Below are 13,801 nucleotides of genomic sequence, written 5' to 3'. Positions count from 1 at the left end.
GAAGGAGAACGACATGACCGATCTGACCAGGAGCACGCCCCCGCACCCGCTCGACTTCCTGCCCGCGACGGCGCCCCTGGAGGTGTCCAGCGACGACGTGACCGACGGCGAGCGGCTCGCCGAGGCCCAGGGGAGCGGCGACACCAGCCCGTCCCTGCGCTGGAGCGCCGGCCCCGAGGGCACGCAGTCGTACGCCGTGACCGTGTTCGACCCCGATGCGCCGACCCTCGGCGGCATCCACCACTGGGTCCTGGTCGACATCCCGAAGGAGGTCACCGAGCTGGCCGCCGGCTCGACGGAAGTGGGGCGCCCGGCGCTCAACGACCTCGGGTCGCTCGCCTACGCCGGTGCGGCCCCGCCGCCCGGTGACCGCCCGCACCGCTACCTCTTCACGGTGCACGCGCTCGGAGTGCCGACGCTGCCGGTCGACGAGTCGACTCCGGCCTCGCTGGTCGGCTTCCATCTGACCGTCAACACGCTCGCGCGAGGCTCGCTCACGGCCCTCGCCTGAGCCGTCCCGTCGGCGCGCGCGGCGCGGACGGGCGCGCACCGGGCACCGGAGTCGATCCGGAGCCCGGTGCGCGTCCGTTCGCGGCATCACCGCCGCGGACGACGGGAGGCGATCCGCTAGGCTTCCGCTCGGCCGGGGCCCCGCCCATGGCGTCTCTGGACACCACGAAAGGGAAAGAATGACCAGCACGACGGTGATCGAATGGCGTGAGCAGGCTCCTGCGGAAGCGGTGGACGCGCTCTACGCCCCCGGTGGACTGGTCGTCTGCGCGACCAAGGTCGGCTACATCCTGATGACGACCGACGGAGCGGGCCTCGAGCGCAAGTTCTCGGCCAAGCAGCGCAACCGCAACAAGCCGGGCGTCGTGCTCTGCTCCAGCATCGAGCAGCTCACCGAGCTCGCCGAGCTCAACGAGGAGGTCCTCGCCTTCTACCAGAAGCACTGGGACCAGGACGTCCTGCTCGGCTGCATCCTCCCGTGGAAGGCCGAGGCCGTCGACCTGATCGACGAGGACGCCCGCGAGCTGGTCCGCGACGGACGGGGCACCAGCTGCTTCGTCATCCGCTTCGGCCGCCCGGCCGAGCAGCTGGTCGCCACCATGTGGGAGCGCGACCGCACCCTCACCTTCGCCAGCTCGGCCAACCCCTCGGGCGTGGGCAACCGCGGCCGCGTCGCGAACATCGGCGAGCGGATCGAGAACGAGGCCGACGTCATCGTCTCGGCCGACTCCTACGTCTCCTCGATCCAGCCGGACAAGGACGAGGACTCCCGCCACGAGCAGGGCGTCATGGTCTCGATGGTGGACGCCTCGGGCGCCCTCATCCCCGTGCAGGGCGGCGAGCGCTCGATCACCCCGGGCCCCGTGCTGATCCGCCGCGGCCTCGACTACGAGCGCATCATGCTGAACCTCGCCGAGCAGTTCAACTCCTGGGACTACCGCCAGGGCGAGTACTACTGATCCGCTAGCGGATCGCGACGACGGCCGGGCCGGGGCTCGCCCCCGACCCGGCCGTCGTCGTCCCCGGCGTCAGAGCTCGAGCACGTCGCCGGGCTCGAGCGCGTGGTACTCCCCGCCCCCCTCGCGCACCGCCCAGCCGAGCCGGTCGTGGCCGAGCGAGCGCCCCGCCTCCGAGAGCACCTGCTCGTGGGTCGCGAAGGCGTGCCGCGGGGCGAGCTCGAGCACGTAGTCCATCGCCTCGGCAATCTTCATCCACGGTGCTCCCGAGGGAGCAGCGAGGATCTCGACATCGACGCCCTCCGGCACTGTGAACGAGTCGCCGGCGTAGTAGACCCGGCCGTTCACCAGGACGCCCACGTTGTCGATCACGGGGATGCTGCGGTGGATCACCGCGTGACGGGAGCCGAAGAAGCGCAGCTCGAACGGGCCCACCGTCACGACATCGCCGTCGGCGACCGTCTCGACGTCGAAGCCCTCGGCGGCGGCGGCGACCCCGGCCGGGCCGAGGATCCGCAGCGACGGGGCCGCGTCGCGCAGGCGCTGCAGCTGCTCCGGGGTCCAGTGGTCGGCGTGCTCGTGGGTGAGCACCACGGCGACGGTCCCGGCCGTCCCCTCAACGGGCCGGGTGAAGGAGCCGGGGTCGAGGACGAGCCGGGCGCCGCCCTCCTCGATCAGGACGCTCGCATGCTCGAGTTTCGTCAGTCTCATCCTCCGAGCCAACCGCGTCGGCGAGCGGCGGGCAAGGGCCTGCGGGTCGGCGAGCGGATCTGCGGGCCGCTCGATTTGCACGGATGCTGATCCGTGTGCAACACTCTTCGAGTTGCAAAAACGCGGCCCCATCGTTTAGCGGCCTAGGACGTCGCCCTCTCACGGCGGTAACGCGGGTTCAAATCCCGCTGGGGTCACCACGGCAACACGAGAAGAACCCCCGGTCATCCCGGGGGTTCTTCTCGTTTAACGCTCCGGTGTCCACCCCGGTCCGGCTTTCCCGCCCGCGGCGGTGCCCGGCCGGATCGGCGCTAGGATCGCATCCGCGAAGGGGAGTATCCCGCCTTTCCGCTCCCGTCAGTACGCACCGCCCCTGCGCGGCGCCGGGGGCGGGACGGGTGACGCGGACCGGCACGGCCGTCCGCTCCCCGGGGAGAGACTTTCGGCCCCCACCCACTCGGAAGGCCCTCATGCTCGATCTGCCCGTCTGGTTCGTGATCGGCTCGTTCGTCGTCCTGAGCCTGATCCTCGCCGCCGACCTGCTGCTGGTCTACAAGCGCCCGCACGTGCCGAGCCTGAAGGAGTCGGGGCTGTGGGTCGGCTTCTACGTGTCGCTGGCGCTCGTGTTCGCGCTGCTGATGCTGATCCTCGGCGGCGGCGAGCTGGCCGGCCAGTTCGTCGCAGGCTGGCTGACCGAGTACAGCCTCTCGGTCGACAACCTGTTCGTCTTCGTCATCATCATGGGCCGCTTCGCGGTGCCGGCGAAGCTCCAGCAGGAGGTGCTGATGGTGGGCATCATCATCGCGCTGGTCTTCCGCGGCGTCTTCATCCTGCTCGGCGCGCAGCTCATCGAGAGCTTCAGCTGGATCTTCTACCTCTTCGGCGCGTTCCTGGTCTACACGGCCTGGAACCAGGCGTTCGGCGCGGAGGACGAGGACGAGGGCACCGACAACCTGCTCATCCGGCTCCTGCGCCGCCGCGTCAAGATCTCGGACTCGTTCGACGGCTCCAGGATCCGCACCACGATCGACGGCACGCGCCACTTCACGCCGATGCTGATCGTGTTCCTCGCGATCGGCTCGACCGACCTGCTCTTCGCGCTCGACTCGATCCCGGCGATCTTCGGCATCACCGAGAGCCCCTTCATCGTGTTCACCGCGAACGTCTTCGCGCTGATGGGGCTCCGCCAGCTCTACTTCCTGCTCGGCGGGCTGATCGACAAGCTCGAGTACCTCAAGTACGGGATCGCGTTCATCCTCGCCTTCATCGGCGTGAAGCTCGTCCTGCACGCCCTGCACGAGAACGACCTGCCCTTCCTCAACGGGGGCGAGCCGGTGCCGGTGTGGGACATCGACACGATCACCTCGCTCGTGGTCATCGTGCTGAGCATGACCGTGGCGACGCTGGCGAGCCTGGCGAAGATGCGCCGCGAGCACCGCCACATCCAGCTGCACGACGGGCACCCCGAGGTCGTCGCGGACGACGCCCGGTCCTCCGCCGAGGAGAAGTGATCCCGCGATGACGACGACCACGGTTGACCTGCCCCAGGGGGCGCTGCGGCTCGCCGTCAGCAGCAGCACCGACGTCGGCGCCGTCCGCCGCGTCAACGAGGACGCCCTCCTCGCCGACGAGCTGCTCCTGGCAGTCGCGGACGGGATGGGCGGGCACGCACGAGGGGACCTCGCGAGCGCAGCCGCCGTCGAGGCGCTGCGCGAGAACCGGCCGACGAGCCTGGGTCCGGTGGACGCGGTGTTCGACCTGGTGGAGGGCGCCAACACGGCCGTGCGCGCGCTCGACGTGGGCGGTGCGCTCTGCGGCACGACGCTGACCGGGCTGATGCTCGTGCTCCCCGAGCCCGCGGGCCCGGCCCGCTGGGCGCTGTTCAACGTCGGGGACTCCCGCGTCTACCGCTGGGACGGTGCCGAACTCCAGCAGCTGACGGTGGACCACTCCGCCGTGCAGGAGCTCGTCTCGGCCGGCCTGCTCACCCCCGAGTCGGCGGAGTCGCATCCCGACCGCAACATCGTCACCCGCGCCCTCGGCGCCGACGAGGAGGTCGAGACGGACGTCTGGACGCTGCCCGTCGTGCCGCGCGCCAGCTACCTGCTCTGCTCCGACGGGCTGACGAAGGAGCTCTCCGACCAGCGGATCGCCGCCCTGTTCGCCCGCCGCGACTCCGGCGACCCTGCCGACCTCGCTCAGGCGCTCGTGCGTGCGGCGGTCCAGGCCGGCGGACGGGACAACGTCACCGTCGTCGTCGTCGACGCCGTGCTCGACGCCCGCGCCTGAGCCGGGCGACTCCGTGCCGCGCCCGCCCGGGAGGCGGGGGAGCGCGGTGCTATTCTCGGTCCATGCTGAGTGGCCCGCACCTCCTTCCGTGCCGCGACGAGACCTCGAACTGACGGCCTCCCTCGTCGCGGTGCCTCGCCCGGCCGAGCAGCGACTCCAGGAGGAGAAGGAACCGTCATGATCGAGACCACACCCGGCACAGCCGCGCCCGCGTCGAGTGGAGCAGGGACCGGCAGGAGAGCCGAGAAGCCGCGCACCCTCGCCGAGAAGGTCTGGGACGACCACGTCGTCGTCGCGGGCGAGAACGGCGCTCCCGACCTGCTCTACATCGACCTGCACCTGCTGCACGAGGTGACCAGCCCGCAGCCGTTCGACGGCCTGCGTGCCGCGGGGCGCCCGCTGCGCCGGCCGGACCTCACCATCGCCACCGAGGACCACAACACGCCGACCCTCGAGATCGGACGCCCCATCGAGGATCCGATCAGCCGCACCCAGATCGACGCGCTGCGCCGCAACGCCGGCGAGTTCGGCGTCCGCCTGCACTCCCTGGGCGACGTCGAGCAGGGCATCGTGCATGTCGTCGGCCCCCAGTTGGGCCTGACGATGCCCGGCGTCACGGTGGTCTGCGGCGACTCGCACACCTCCACGCACGGCGCGTTCGGCGCGATCGCCTTCGGCATCGGCACGAGCGAGGTCGAGCACGTGATGGCGACGCAGACGCTGCCGCTGCAACCCTTCAAGACGATGGCGATCACGGTCGAGGGCACGCTGAAGGAGGGGGTGACGGCCAAGGACATCATCCTCGCGGTCATCGCCCGCATCGGCACCGGCGGCGGCCAGGGCTACATCCTCGAGTACCGCGGCTCCGCGATCCGCGCGCTCTCGATGGAGGGCCGGATGACGATCTGCAACATGTCGATCGAGGCGGGTGCGCGGGCCGGCATGGTCGCGCCGGACGAGACGACCTTCGCCTACCTGCACGGCCGCCCGCACGCTCCGGCGGGCGAGGACTGGGACGCCGCGGTCGCCTACTGGCGGACGCTGCCGAGCGACGAGGGCGCCGTGTTCGACGCCGAGGTCGTGATCGACGCCGACGCGCTCGAGCCGTTCGTCACCTGGGGCACGAACCCCGGCCAGGGCGTCTCGCTCTCGCAGGCGGTACCGGACCCTGACGTCCTCGACGATCCGAACGAGCGCGCCAGCGCTCTGCGAGCGCTGGAGTACATGGCGCTGGAGCCCGGCACGCCGATGAAGGAGATCCCGGTCGACGTGGTCTTCATGGGCTCCTGCACCAACTCGCGGATCGAGGACCTGCGGGCCTTCGCTGCCGTCGTCGAGGGGCGCACCAAGGCCCCCGGCGTCCGCGTGATGGTCGTCCCCGGCTCCGCCCGGGTGCGGCTCGAGGCCGAGGCCGAGGGGATCGACCGGATCGTCACCGCGTTCGGCGCGGAGTGGCGCTTCGCCGGCTGCTCGATGTGCCTCGGGATGAACACCGACCAGCTCGTCCTGGGGGAGCGCGTGGCCTCCACGTCCAACCGCAACTTCGAGGGTCGTCAGGGCAAGGGGGCGAAGACCCACCTCGTCTCGCCCCTCGTCGCCGCGGCCACGGCCGTGCGCGGCACCCTCTCCAGTCCCTCCGATCTGGAGCCGGTCCGCGAGAGAGCAGGAGTCTGACCGTGCAGAAGTTCGAGACCGTCACCGCGATCGCCGCGCCCCTGAAGCGCGCCAACGTCGACACCGACCAGATCCTCCCCGGCATCTACCTCCGCCGCATCACGAAGACCGGCTTCGAGGACGCGCTCTTCCACGGCTGGCGGCAGGACGCGGACTTCGTCCTCAACCAGGAGCGCTACCGCGGCGCCGGCATCCTCGTCGCCGGCCCCGACTTCGCCATCGGCTCCAGCCGCGAGCACGCCGTCTGGGCGCTGCGCGACTTCGGCTTCCGGGTCGTCATCTCCCCCCGCTTCGGCGACATCTTCCGGGGCAACGCCGGCAAGCAGGGACTGCTCGCGGCCGTCGTCTCGGAGCCCGACGTCGAGCGGCTGTGGGAGATCATCGAGGGCACCCCGGGAATAGAACCGACGGTGGATCTGGTTGCGCGTACGGTCACCGCCGGTGGCGAGACCTTCGACTTCGAGATCGACGACTACACTCGATGGCGCCTGATCGAGGGCCTGGACGACATCGGCCTGACCCTGCGCGACGAAGCGCTCATTTCCGAATTCGAGACCCGCCGCGAGAGCTGGCGGCCCAAGACATTGCCGGTGAAATAGCGTGAACACACTTCTTCAGGACGCCAAGGCCCTGCAGGACGCCAAGGCGTCGGGAGCACGGGTGGGAATGACGACCGAGCGGATCACCATCAACGGCGGGCGACCGCTGGTGGGCCGGATCGAGCTCAAGGGGGCCAAGAACCTGGTCACCAAGGCGATGGTCGCGGCGCTGCTCGGCGAGACCGCCTCCACCCTCCGCGACGTGCCCGACATCAGCGACGTCCGCGTCGTGAAGGGCCTGCTCGAAGTCCACGGCGTCAAGGTGAAGCAGGGCGCCGAGGTGGGCGAGCTGATCCTCGACCCCTCCAACGTCGAGTCCGCGCACTTCGCCGACATCGACGCGCACGCCGGCTCCAGCCGCATCCCGATCCTCTTCTGCGGCCCGCTGCTGCACCGCCTGGGCGAGGCGTTCATCCCCGACCTCGGCGGCTGCCGCATCGGCGACCGCCCGATCGACTACCACCTCGAGGTGCTGCGCAACTTCGGCGCCGTCGTCGAGAAGCTGCCCTCGGGCATCCGGATGTCGGCACCCGAGGGCCTGCACGGCGCCAAGGTGTCGCTGCCGTACCCGAGCGTCGGCGCGACCGAGCAGGTCCTCCTCACGGCGGTCCGCGCCTCCGGGATCACCGAGCTCTCGGGCGCGGCGATCGAGCCCGAGATCATGGACCTGATCAACATCCTGCAGAAGATGGGCGCCATCATCTCGGTCGACACCGACCGCGTGATCCGCATCGAGGGCGTGGACCGGCTCACCGGCTACTCCCACCGCGCGCTCTTCGACCGCAACGAGGCGGCCTCCTGGGCGGCCGCGGCCCTCGCGACCGACGGCGACATCTTCGTCGGCGGCGCCCGCCAGCAGGAGATGACCACCTTCCTCAACGTCTTCCGCAAGGTCGGCGGCGCGTTCGAGATCGCCGAGGACGGCATCCGCTTCTACCACCCGGGCGGCGAGCTCAAGCCGGTCATCATCGAGACCGACGTGCACCCCGGCTTCATGACCGACTGGCAGCAGCCGCTGGTCGTGGCGCTCACGAAGGCCAAGGGCGTCTCGATCGTGCACGAGACCGTCTACGAGCAGCGCTTCGGCTTCGTCGACGCGCTCGTCGAGATGGGCGCGACCATCCAGATCCACCGCGAGTGCCTCGGCGGGCAGGCCTGCCGCTTCGGGCAGCGCAACTTCATGCACTCGGCCGTGATCTCGGGACCCTCGAAGCTGCACGGCGCCGACATCGTCGTGCCGGATCTGCGCGGCGGCTTCTCGCACCTGATCGCGGCGCTCTCGGCCGAGGGCACCTCGACGGTCTCGAACGTCGGCATCATCAGCCGCGGCTACGAGAACTTCCTCACCAAGCTCGAGCTGCTGGGCGCCGACTTCTCGCTCGACGCGTAGCCGCCCACCGGGACCCCGGTGCCGCTGAGGACGACCGTCCTCAGCGGCCCGGGGTCCTGTCGCGCCCGGGCGCGCCCCACGCGGGCGGTTCCGCGTCCTCCTCCAGGCGTCCCCGGATCCGCTTCTCGAGGAGCGCGAGCGTCGTCTTCGGCGCGGGCCGGAGGCTCAGCGGTCCGGCGACTCGACCAGGACCAGCGTGAGGCGTCCGCGCCGCGTGCCGGCCAGGACGACCTCGAGGGCCTCGCGCGGACGCAGGCCCACCAGCACCCACCGCCGCTCCAGCCGCGCGATCCGCGCCCATGGCACGACGACGCCCCAGTCGCCGAAGGAGACGGTTAGTCCCCGGCGGCGCGGCACGACCACCGCGTTGGGCCGCAGCGTCGGCAGCGGGAACCGCGGCTCGACACGAAGGAGGCCCGCTCCGAGCCGGCCGCGTCCGAGGACCGCGACGCCGCCGGTCGCCTCCGCCTCGACGTGGGCGAGCGGTGCCACCGCCACGCGCCAGAGGGCGTCGACCCCGCCGATCACGAGGGCGACGGCCGCCGAGCCGCCGACGAGGACCGCGAGCGTCAGCAGGAGGCCGTCGCCGAGCGCGGCCGCGTCGCGTCCGGCCTGCGTGGCGAGCAGCACGACTCCCCACACGAGCAGGAGCACCAGGCCGGACTGCGCGATCGGCGAGTCGGCGAGGCGGCCGAGCGCTCGGCCGACGGCGTCCCACGGCGACGGGCGGCGACGCGGACGGGGCGTGCCGGTACCGTACCCGGCGGCCGGGCCGCTCCTCCCACCGCGGGGCCCCGCTGCTCCCGGGCGTGGGGACGCGGCCCCTCCGATGCGGGATGCGAGGATGGGCGGGTGTCTGAGCGAAGCCGTCCGTCCATCTTCTGGTTCCTCGCGGCGGCGGTGATCCCCGTGATGACCGCCTCGGTCGACCTGCGGATCCGGAACGGCGACAAGATCCCGAGCACCGGAGCCTTCGTGTTCGCGCCGAACCACTACAGCGAGATCGACCCGATCATCACGGGCTGGACCCTGTGGCGCGCCGGCCGCGCACCGCGCTTCCTCGCCAAGGCCTCGCTGTTCTCGGTGCCCGTGCTCGGCTCGATCCTGCGCGGCTCCGGGCAGATCCCCGTCGAGCGCTCGGGCTCGGTCCGCGGCAGCGAGCCGCTGAAGACCGCCAAGGCTCTCGTGGACGAGGGCCGCTCGGTCATCATCTACCCCGAGGGCACCCTCACCCGCGACCCCGAGCTCTGGCCGATGCGCGGCAAGACGGGAGCGGTGCGGATGGCGCTGCAGTACGGCCTACCTGTCGTCCCGGTCGCGCACTGGGGCGCGCAGCAGCTGATGGGCCGCTACTCCAAGCGGATCACCCTCTTCCGCCGCAAGCGCGTCGACGTGATCGTCGGCGACCCCGTCGACCTGTCCGCCTTCCGCGGACGCAGCCTCGACTCCGCCACACTCAACGAGGCCTCCGCGGTCGTGATGGCGGCGATCACCGCCCTGCTCGAGGAGCTGCGCGGCGAGGCGGCGCCCGAGAAGCGCTGGAACCCCTCCGAGCACAACCAGAAGGGCACGGGTCGCTTTGAGTCCGAGCAGTAGGAAGGCGCCCATCCCCGTGCCCCGCCGCGTCGCCGTCCTCGGCGCCGGCAGCTGGGGCACCACGTTCGCGAAGATCCTCGCCGACGGCGGCTCCGACGTCGTGATGTGGGCGCGCCGCGCCGAGCTGGCCCGCGAGATCACCGAGGCCAAGCGCAACAGCGACTACCTCCCCGGCATCAACCTCCCGCGCAACATCCGGGCCACGCCGCGCATCGAGGAGGCGCTGGAGGGCGCGGACCACGTCTACCTCTCCATCCCGTCGCAGTCGCTGCGGAGCAACCTCGAGGCGATCACGCCGTTCCTCACCGAGCGCACGGTGCTGGTGAGCCTGATGAAGGGCGTCGAGAAGGGCACCGGCCAGCGGATGAGCGAGGTGATCGCGCAGATGCTGCCGGTCTCTCTCGACCGGATCGCCGTCGCCTCCGGGCCCAACCTCGCCCTCGAGATCGCCAAGGAGCAGCCGACCGCGGCGGTCATCGCCTCCGAGAGCCTCGTCACCGCGCAGGAGGTGGCTCTCGCGGCGACCAACCGCTACTTCCGCTCCTACGTCAACACCGACGTGATCGGCACCGAGTTCGGCGGCGTGCTGAAGAACCTCATCGCCGTGGCGATCGGCATCGTCGATGGCGTCGGCTACGGCGAGAACACGAAGGCATCGATCATCACGCGCGGTCTCGCCGAGATGACCGACTTCGCGGTCGCGTACGGCGGACGGGCCGAGACGATGGCCGGACTCGCTGGGCTCGGCGACCTCATCGCGACGTCGAGCTCGTCCCTCTCGCGCAACAACACGGCCGGGCGCCTGCTCGGCCAGGGCTACAGCTTCACCGACGTGGTGAAGTCGATGCAGCAGACGGCGGAGGGGCTCGCCTCCGTCGCGCCGGTCCTCGAGCTGGCGCGCGCCAGGGGAGTCGACATGCCCATCGTCGAGCAGGTGTCGCAGGTGCTCGCCGGTACGCTCGATCCGAAGGACATCGCGCCGCACCTGACCACGGATTCGGACGAGCCACAGGGTGAGAGGAACCTCGATGACCAGCAAGCTCCGCGTGGCCGTTCTGTTCGGGGGGCGCTCCAGCGAGCACTCGATCAGCTGCGCAACGGCGGCCGGGGTGCTGCGGGCGATCGACCGTGACCGCTTCGAGGTGATCCCCGTCGGGATCACCTCCGACGGCGCCTTCGTGCTCGAGGAGGACCGTCCTGAGAAGTTCGCTCTCGATGCCGCGTCGCTGCCCCGCGTCGAGGACGACGGCTCCCGTGTGCGCTGGCCGGAGTCGGCCCTCTCGCGTGAGCTCACCGTGACGACCGAGGACGGCGCGACGCGCTCGCTCGGCGAGGTCGACGTGGTGCTGCCGATCCTGCACGGCCCGTGGGGCGAGGACGGCACCGTCCAGGGGATGCTCGAGCTCGTCGGGCTGCCCTACGTCGGCTCGGGCGTGCTCGCGTCGGCGCTCGGCATGGACAAGCACTTCACCAAGACGGTGCTGCGGGCCGCGGGCCTCGCGGTGGCGCCCTGGTACCTCGTGACCGAGGCGCAGTGGCGCGCCGACCCGGGCGACGCCTCCTCGGCCCTCGACGAGCTGGGCCTGCCCGCGTTCGTGAAGCCGGCGCGGGCCGGCTCGAGCGTGGGCGTCAGCCGGATCGACGAGCGTGAGCAGCTCGAGGCCGCGCTGGAGGAGGCGTTCGCGCACGACTCGCGGGTGCTGATCGAGTCGGGCATCGTCGGCCGCGAGGTAGAGATCGGCGTGCTCGGCGGCCGCCGCGGTGCTCCGGCCCGCGCCTCCGTCGCCGGCGAGGTGGTCGTCACCGGCCGCGGCTTCTACGACTTCGAGGCGAAGTACCTCGGGGCGTCCGGCATCGAGCTGGTCTGCCCGGCCGATCTCACCGACGGCGAGCTCTCCGAGATGCGGTCCCTCGCGATCCGCGCCTTCGACGCGATCGGAGCCGAGGGCCTCGCCCGGGTCGACTTCTTCCTCACCGCCGACGGCTTCGTCGTCAACGAGATCAACACCATGCCCGGCTTCACGCCGGTCTCGATGTTCCCGCGCATGTGGGGCGCGAGCGGCGTGGACTACCCGGACCTGATCAGCGAGCTGCTCGACTCGGCGCTCGACCGCGTCCCGGTCGCCGCCCGATGACGTCGGCGCTCGCGCTCCGCGTCGAGGCGGGCGCGGCCGCGGCGCCCTTCGAGCAGATCCGTGAGCAGATCACCGCTCTGATCGCCGCGGGCGAGCTGCCGGTCGGCACGCGGCTGCCGCCGGTGCGCGCGCTGGCCGAGACGCTGGGCGTCGCCGCGGGGACGGTCGCCCGCTCCTACCGGGAGCTGGAGTCGGCGGGCCTGGTCGAGACGCGCGGCCGGGCGGGCACGGTCGTCGCGGGAGGCGTGGACGCGCTGGAGCGCGAGCTGCAGGCCGCGGCCGCCGTGTTCGCGTCCCGCGCGCGCGAGCTGGGGGCGACCTCCGATGGTGCGCTCACCGCAGCGAGTCGAGCCCTCGGCGTCTGACGCTGAAGCTCAGCCGGTGGGCGTGTCCGTCGGATCGAGGGTGTCGGCGTCCGAGACGTCGGTGCACTCGCGCGTCTGCGGGACGTAGGAGACGGCGTTCGCCAGGTCGAGCGCGGCGGAGGATCCGGACGCGCGGCTCTGGTCGACGGTGATCTCCACCGCGGGATCGCGACCGTAGGTGGTCAGCGTGTAGATGTCCTCGTCCTTCTGCGTCTCGTCGATGATCCAGTCGACTCCGCTGACGTTCACGCAGAGGTCCGTCGTCGGGCCGGGCACCTCGACTCCGCAGTGGAGGATGACGGCGGCCGGGGTGCCCCAGGCGGCGGTGCCCTGAGCGTTCGTCTCGCGCTCGGGCTGCTCCGCGACCACGTCGGGCAGGCGCACCGAGACCTCCGCGCAGCCGGTGCTCGTCGCATCGGCGGCGGGCTCGAGGGCGACGCTGGCCGAGCAGCCCGAGAGCAGCAGGACGGCGGCGGCGGCGAGAAGGGGGGAGCGGAGTCGGCGGGGGGACATCGCCGTCAACGCTAGCGTGTGAACCATGGCAGAGGATCGGAGTCCCACCCTGGCCGAGCTCAGCGAGGGCGAGGTGCTCGCGAGGGTGCTGGCCCGGCTCGGCGGCCCGGGCGCGGAGACCCTGGTCGGGCCCGGCGACGACTGCGCGGTGCTGCGCGCTCCCGACGGCCGCTTCGTGGTGACCACGGACATGATGGTGCACGGCCCCGACTTCCGGCTGGCCTGGTCGCGCCCGGCGGACCTGGGCTGGAAGGCGGCGGCCTCGAACCTCGCCGACGTCGCGGCGATGGGGGCCCGTCCCACCGGGCTCGTCGTCGCGCTCGCGGCACCCCAGTCGCTGGGCGTCGACGTGCTGGAGGGGATCGCGGGCGGCCTCGCCGCCGGCTGCGCCGCGATGGCGCCGGGATGCGGAGTCGTCGGGGGAGACCTGTCCGCCTCCGCGACGCTGACGCTCTCGATCACGGCGTTCGGCTCGCTCGACGGACGACCGCCGGTGCTCCGCAGCGGTGCGAGGCCGGGGGACGTGCTCGCCGTGGCCGGTCCGCTGGGACGAGCGGGGCTCGGGCTGCGCCTGCTGTTCGAGCAGGCGCGGCGGGACGGGGAGCCGTCGGCCGACCTCGCCGCCCGGCTCCGCGAGCGGCATCCGTCCCTCCTCGAGGCGCAGCTGCGCCCGACCGCGCCGATCTCCGCGGGCGAGGCCGCGGGCGGGACCGCCACCGCGATGATGGACGTCTCGGACGGCGTGGTGCTCGACGCCCGTCGGATGGCGCGTGCGAGCGGAGTGGCGATCGACCTCGATGCCGCGGCGGTCGACGTGCACGCGCGCGGGCTCACGGGCGTGGAGGGCGTGGACCTCGACCTGGCGAGGGCGTTGGTGCTGGGAGGCGGCGAGGACCACGCGATGCTCGCGTGCTTCCCGCCCGCCGCGGCGCTGCCGGAGGGCTTCGTCCCGCTCGGGGTCGTCCGCGAGGGGGACCCGGAGGTGCGCCTGGGCGGGGTCGCGCTCGAGGGGCGCGGGGGCTGGGACCCGTACCTCGGCTGGGACGGCGCGGCGGGCTGAGGC

15 protein-coding genes and 1 tRNA gene are annotated in these 13,801 nt (G+C 71.9%); 13 read left to right on the top strand and 3 right to left on the bottom strand.

Annotated elements, in window-relative coordinates; all coding sequences use genetic code 11:
* Positions 1 to 13: 13 nt before the first annotated feature.
* Together C5C33_RS08835 and C5C33_RS08830 are read left to right on the top strand one after the other, a co-directional pair.
* On the top strand, positions 14 to 511 hold the full coding sequence (locus tag C5C33_RS08835; protein WP_104223083.1) for a YbhB/YbcL family Raf kinase inhibitor-like protein: 498 nt from the start codon (positions 14 to 16) through the stop codon (positions 509 to 511).
* A gap of 178 nt (positions 512 to 689) precedes the next feature.
* Complete coding sequence (locus C5C33_RS08830) at positions 690 to 1,469, top strand: L-threonylcarbamoyladenylate synthase (RefSeq protein ID WP_104223084.1); 780 nt, start codon at positions 690 to 692, stop codon at positions 1,467 to 1,469.
* A gap of 69 nt (positions 1,470 to 1,538) precedes the next feature.
* On the opposite strand, the gene C5C33_RS08825 is transcribed toward C5C33_RS08830, so the two are convergent.
* Entirely contained in the window at positions 1,539 to 2,177 is a 639-nt protein-coding gene (locus C5C33_RS08825; RefSeq protein ID WP_104260927.1) for an MBL fold metallo-hydrolase, read from the bottom strand.
* A 124-nt stretch (positions 2,178 to 2,301) separates the two neighbouring features.
* Between C5C33_RS08825 and C5C33_RS08820 the strand changes: the two genes are divergently transcribed.
* From C5C33_RS08820 to murA, 6 genes are all read left to right on the top strand, one after another.
* Positions 2,302 to 2,377, top strand: a tRNA-Glu gene (locus C5C33_RS08820).
* 270 nt (positions 2,378 to 2,647) lie between these two features.
* Complete coding sequence (locus C5C33_RS08815; RefSeq protein ID WP_104223086.1) at positions 2,648 to 3,688, top strand: TerC family protein; 1,041 nt, start codon at positions 2,648 to 2,650, stop codon at positions 3,686 to 3,688.
* Positions 3,689 to 3,695: 7 nt separating this feature from the next.
* Complete coding sequence (locus C5C33_RS08810; protein WP_104260926.1) at positions 3,696 to 4,466, top strand: PP2C family serine/threonine-protein phosphatase; 771 nt, start codon at positions 3,696 to 3,698, stop codon at positions 4,464 to 4,466.
* A 177-nt stretch (positions 4,467 to 4,643) separates the two neighbouring features.
* Positions 4,644 to 6,140, top strand: a complete 1,497-nt coding sequence (gene leuC, locus C5C33_RS08805; protein ID WP_104223088.1) for a 3-isopropylmalate dehydratase large subunit — start codon at positions 4,644 to 4,646, stop codon at positions 6,138 to 6,140.
* Between the two features lie 2 nt (positions 6,141 to 6,142).
* Positions 6,143 to 6,739 carry a 3-isopropylmalate dehydratase small subunit gene (gene leuD / locus C5C33_RS08800; protein ID WP_104223089.1) on the top strand — a complete coding sequence of 199 codons (597 nt, stop codon included), beginning with the start codon at positions 6,143 to 6,145 and terminating at the stop codon, positions 6,737 to 6,739.
* A gap of 67 nt (positions 6,740 to 6,806) precedes the next feature.
* Positions 6,807 to 8,129 (top strand): UDP-N-acetylglucosamine 1-carboxyvinyltransferase, encoded by a 1,323-nt coding sequence (gene murA / locus C5C33_RS08795; RefSeq protein WP_181067970.1) that lies wholly within the window; start codon positions 6,807 to 6,809, stop codon positions 8,127 to 8,129.
* Positions 8,130 to 8,294: 165 nt separating this feature from the next.
* On the opposite strand, the gene C5C33_RS08790 is transcribed toward murA, so the two are convergent.
* Positions 8,295 to 8,783, bottom strand: coding sequence for a hypothetical protein (locus C5C33_RS08790; protein ID WP_104260925.1), 489 nt, complete (start codon positions 8,781 to 8,783; stop codon positions 8,295 to 8,297).
* 198 nt (positions 8,784 to 8,981) lie between these two features.
* Here C5C33_RS08790 and C5C33_RS08785 point away from each other — a divergent pair, with 198 nt between their 5' ends.
* The 4 genes from C5C33_RS08785 to C5C33_RS08770 are packed head-to-tail and all read left to right on the top strand — an operon-like array spanning position 8,982 to position 12,225.
* A complete protein-coding gene (locus C5C33_RS08785; RefSeq protein WP_244229445.1) occupies positions 8,982 to 9,725 on the top strand; it encodes a 1-acyl-sn-glycerol-3-phosphate acyltransferase in 744 nt (247 codons plus the stop codon).
* A 16-nt stretch (positions 9,726 to 9,741) separates the two neighbouring features.
* Positions 9,742 to 10,857, top strand: coding sequence for an NAD(P)H-dependent glycerol-3-phosphate dehydrogenase (locus tag C5C33_RS08780; RefSeq protein ID WP_181027083.1), 1,116 nt, complete (start codon positions 9,742 to 9,744; stop codon positions 10,855 to 10,857).
* Positions 10,754 to 11,860 carry a D-alanine--D-alanine ligase family protein gene (locus tag C5C33_RS08775; RefSeq protein WP_104260924.1) on the top strand — a complete coding sequence of 369 codons (1,107 nt, stop codon included), beginning with the start codon at positions 10,754 to 10,756 and terminating at the stop codon, positions 11,858 to 11,860. Before C5C33_RS08780 ends, C5C33_RS08775 begins: the two co-directional genes overlap by 104 nt.
* A complete protein-coding gene (locus tag C5C33_RS08770; protein WP_104223095.1) occupies positions 11,857 to 12,225 on the top strand; it encodes a GntR family transcriptional regulator in 369 nt (122 codons plus the stop codon). The genes C5C33_RS08775 and C5C33_RS08770 overlap by 4 nt, the downstream gene beginning before the upstream one ends.
* A gap of 9 nt (positions 12,226 to 12,234) precedes the next feature.
* Here C5C33_RS08770 and C5C33_RS08765 read toward each other — a convergent pair whose 3' ends face one another.
* Positions 12,235 to 12,738 (bottom strand): DUF3515 family protein, encoded by a 504-nt coding sequence (locus C5C33_RS08765; RefSeq protein ID WP_104223096.1) that lies wholly within the window; start codon positions 12,736 to 12,738, stop codon positions 12,235 to 12,237.
* 25 nt (positions 12,739 to 12,763) lie between these two features.
* Here C5C33_RS08765 and thiL point away from each other — a divergent pair, with 25 nt between their 5' ends.
* Positions 12,764 to 13,798: a thiamine-phosphate kinase gene (gene thiL, locus C5C33_RS08760; protein WP_104225623.1), complete on the top strand. Its 1,035-nt coding sequence runs from the start codon at positions 12,764 to 12,766 to the stop codon at positions 13,796 to 13,798.
* Positions 13,799 to 13,801: the final 3 nt, after the last annotated feature.

Source organism: Rathayibacter sp. AY1H3 (assembly GCF_002932015.1).
This window is presented reverse-complemented; position numbering and strand designations above follow the sequence as displayed.

Excerpts from the sequence above, each read along its gene's own strand:
- C5C33_RS08835 (WP_104223083.1), top strand. The coding sequence starts at position 14 with ATGACCGATCTGACCAGGAGCACGCCCCCGCACCCGCTCGACTTCCTG.
- C5C33_RS08830 (WP_104223084.1), top strand. The coding sequence starts at position 690 with ATGACCAGCACGACGGTGATCGAATGGCGTGAGCAGGCTCCTGCGGAA.
- C5C33_RS08825 (WP_104260927.1), bottom strand. The coding sequence starts at position 2,177 with ATGAGACTGACGAAACTCGAGCATGCGAGCGTCCTGATCGAGGAGGGC.
- C5C33_RS08815 (WP_104223086.1), top strand. The coding sequence starts at position 2,648 with ATGCTCGATCTGCCCGTCTGGTTCGTGATCGGCTCGTTCGTCGTCCTG.
- C5C33_RS08810 (WP_104260926.1), top strand. The coding sequence starts at position 3,696 with ATGACGACGACCACGGTTGACCTGCCCCAGGGGGCGCTGCGGCTCGCC.
- leuC (WP_104223088.1), top strand. The coding sequence starts at position 4,644 with ATGATCGAGACCACACCCGGCACAGCCGCGCCCGCGTCGAGTGGAGCA.
- murA (WP_181067970.1), top strand. The coding sequence starts at position 6,807 with ATGACGACCGAGCGGATCACCATCAACGGCGGGCGACCGCTGGTGGGC.
- C5C33_RS08775 (WP_104260924.1), top strand. The coding sequence starts at position 10,754 with ATGACCAGCAAGCTCCGCGTGGCCGTTCTGTTCGGGGGGCGCTCCAGC.
- C5C33_RS08770 (WP_104223095.1), top strand. The coding sequence starts at position 11,857 with ATGACGTCGGCGCTCGCGCTCCGCGTCGAGGCGGGCGCGGCCGCGGCG.
- C5C33_RS08765 (WP_104223096.1), bottom strand. The coding sequence starts at position 12,738 with ATGTCCCCCCGCCGACTCCGCTCCCCCCTTCTCGCCGCCGCCGCCGTC.
- thiL (WP_104225623.1), top strand. The coding sequence starts at position 12,764 with ATGGCAGAGGATCGGAGTCCCACCCTGGCCGAGCTCAGCGAGGGCGAG.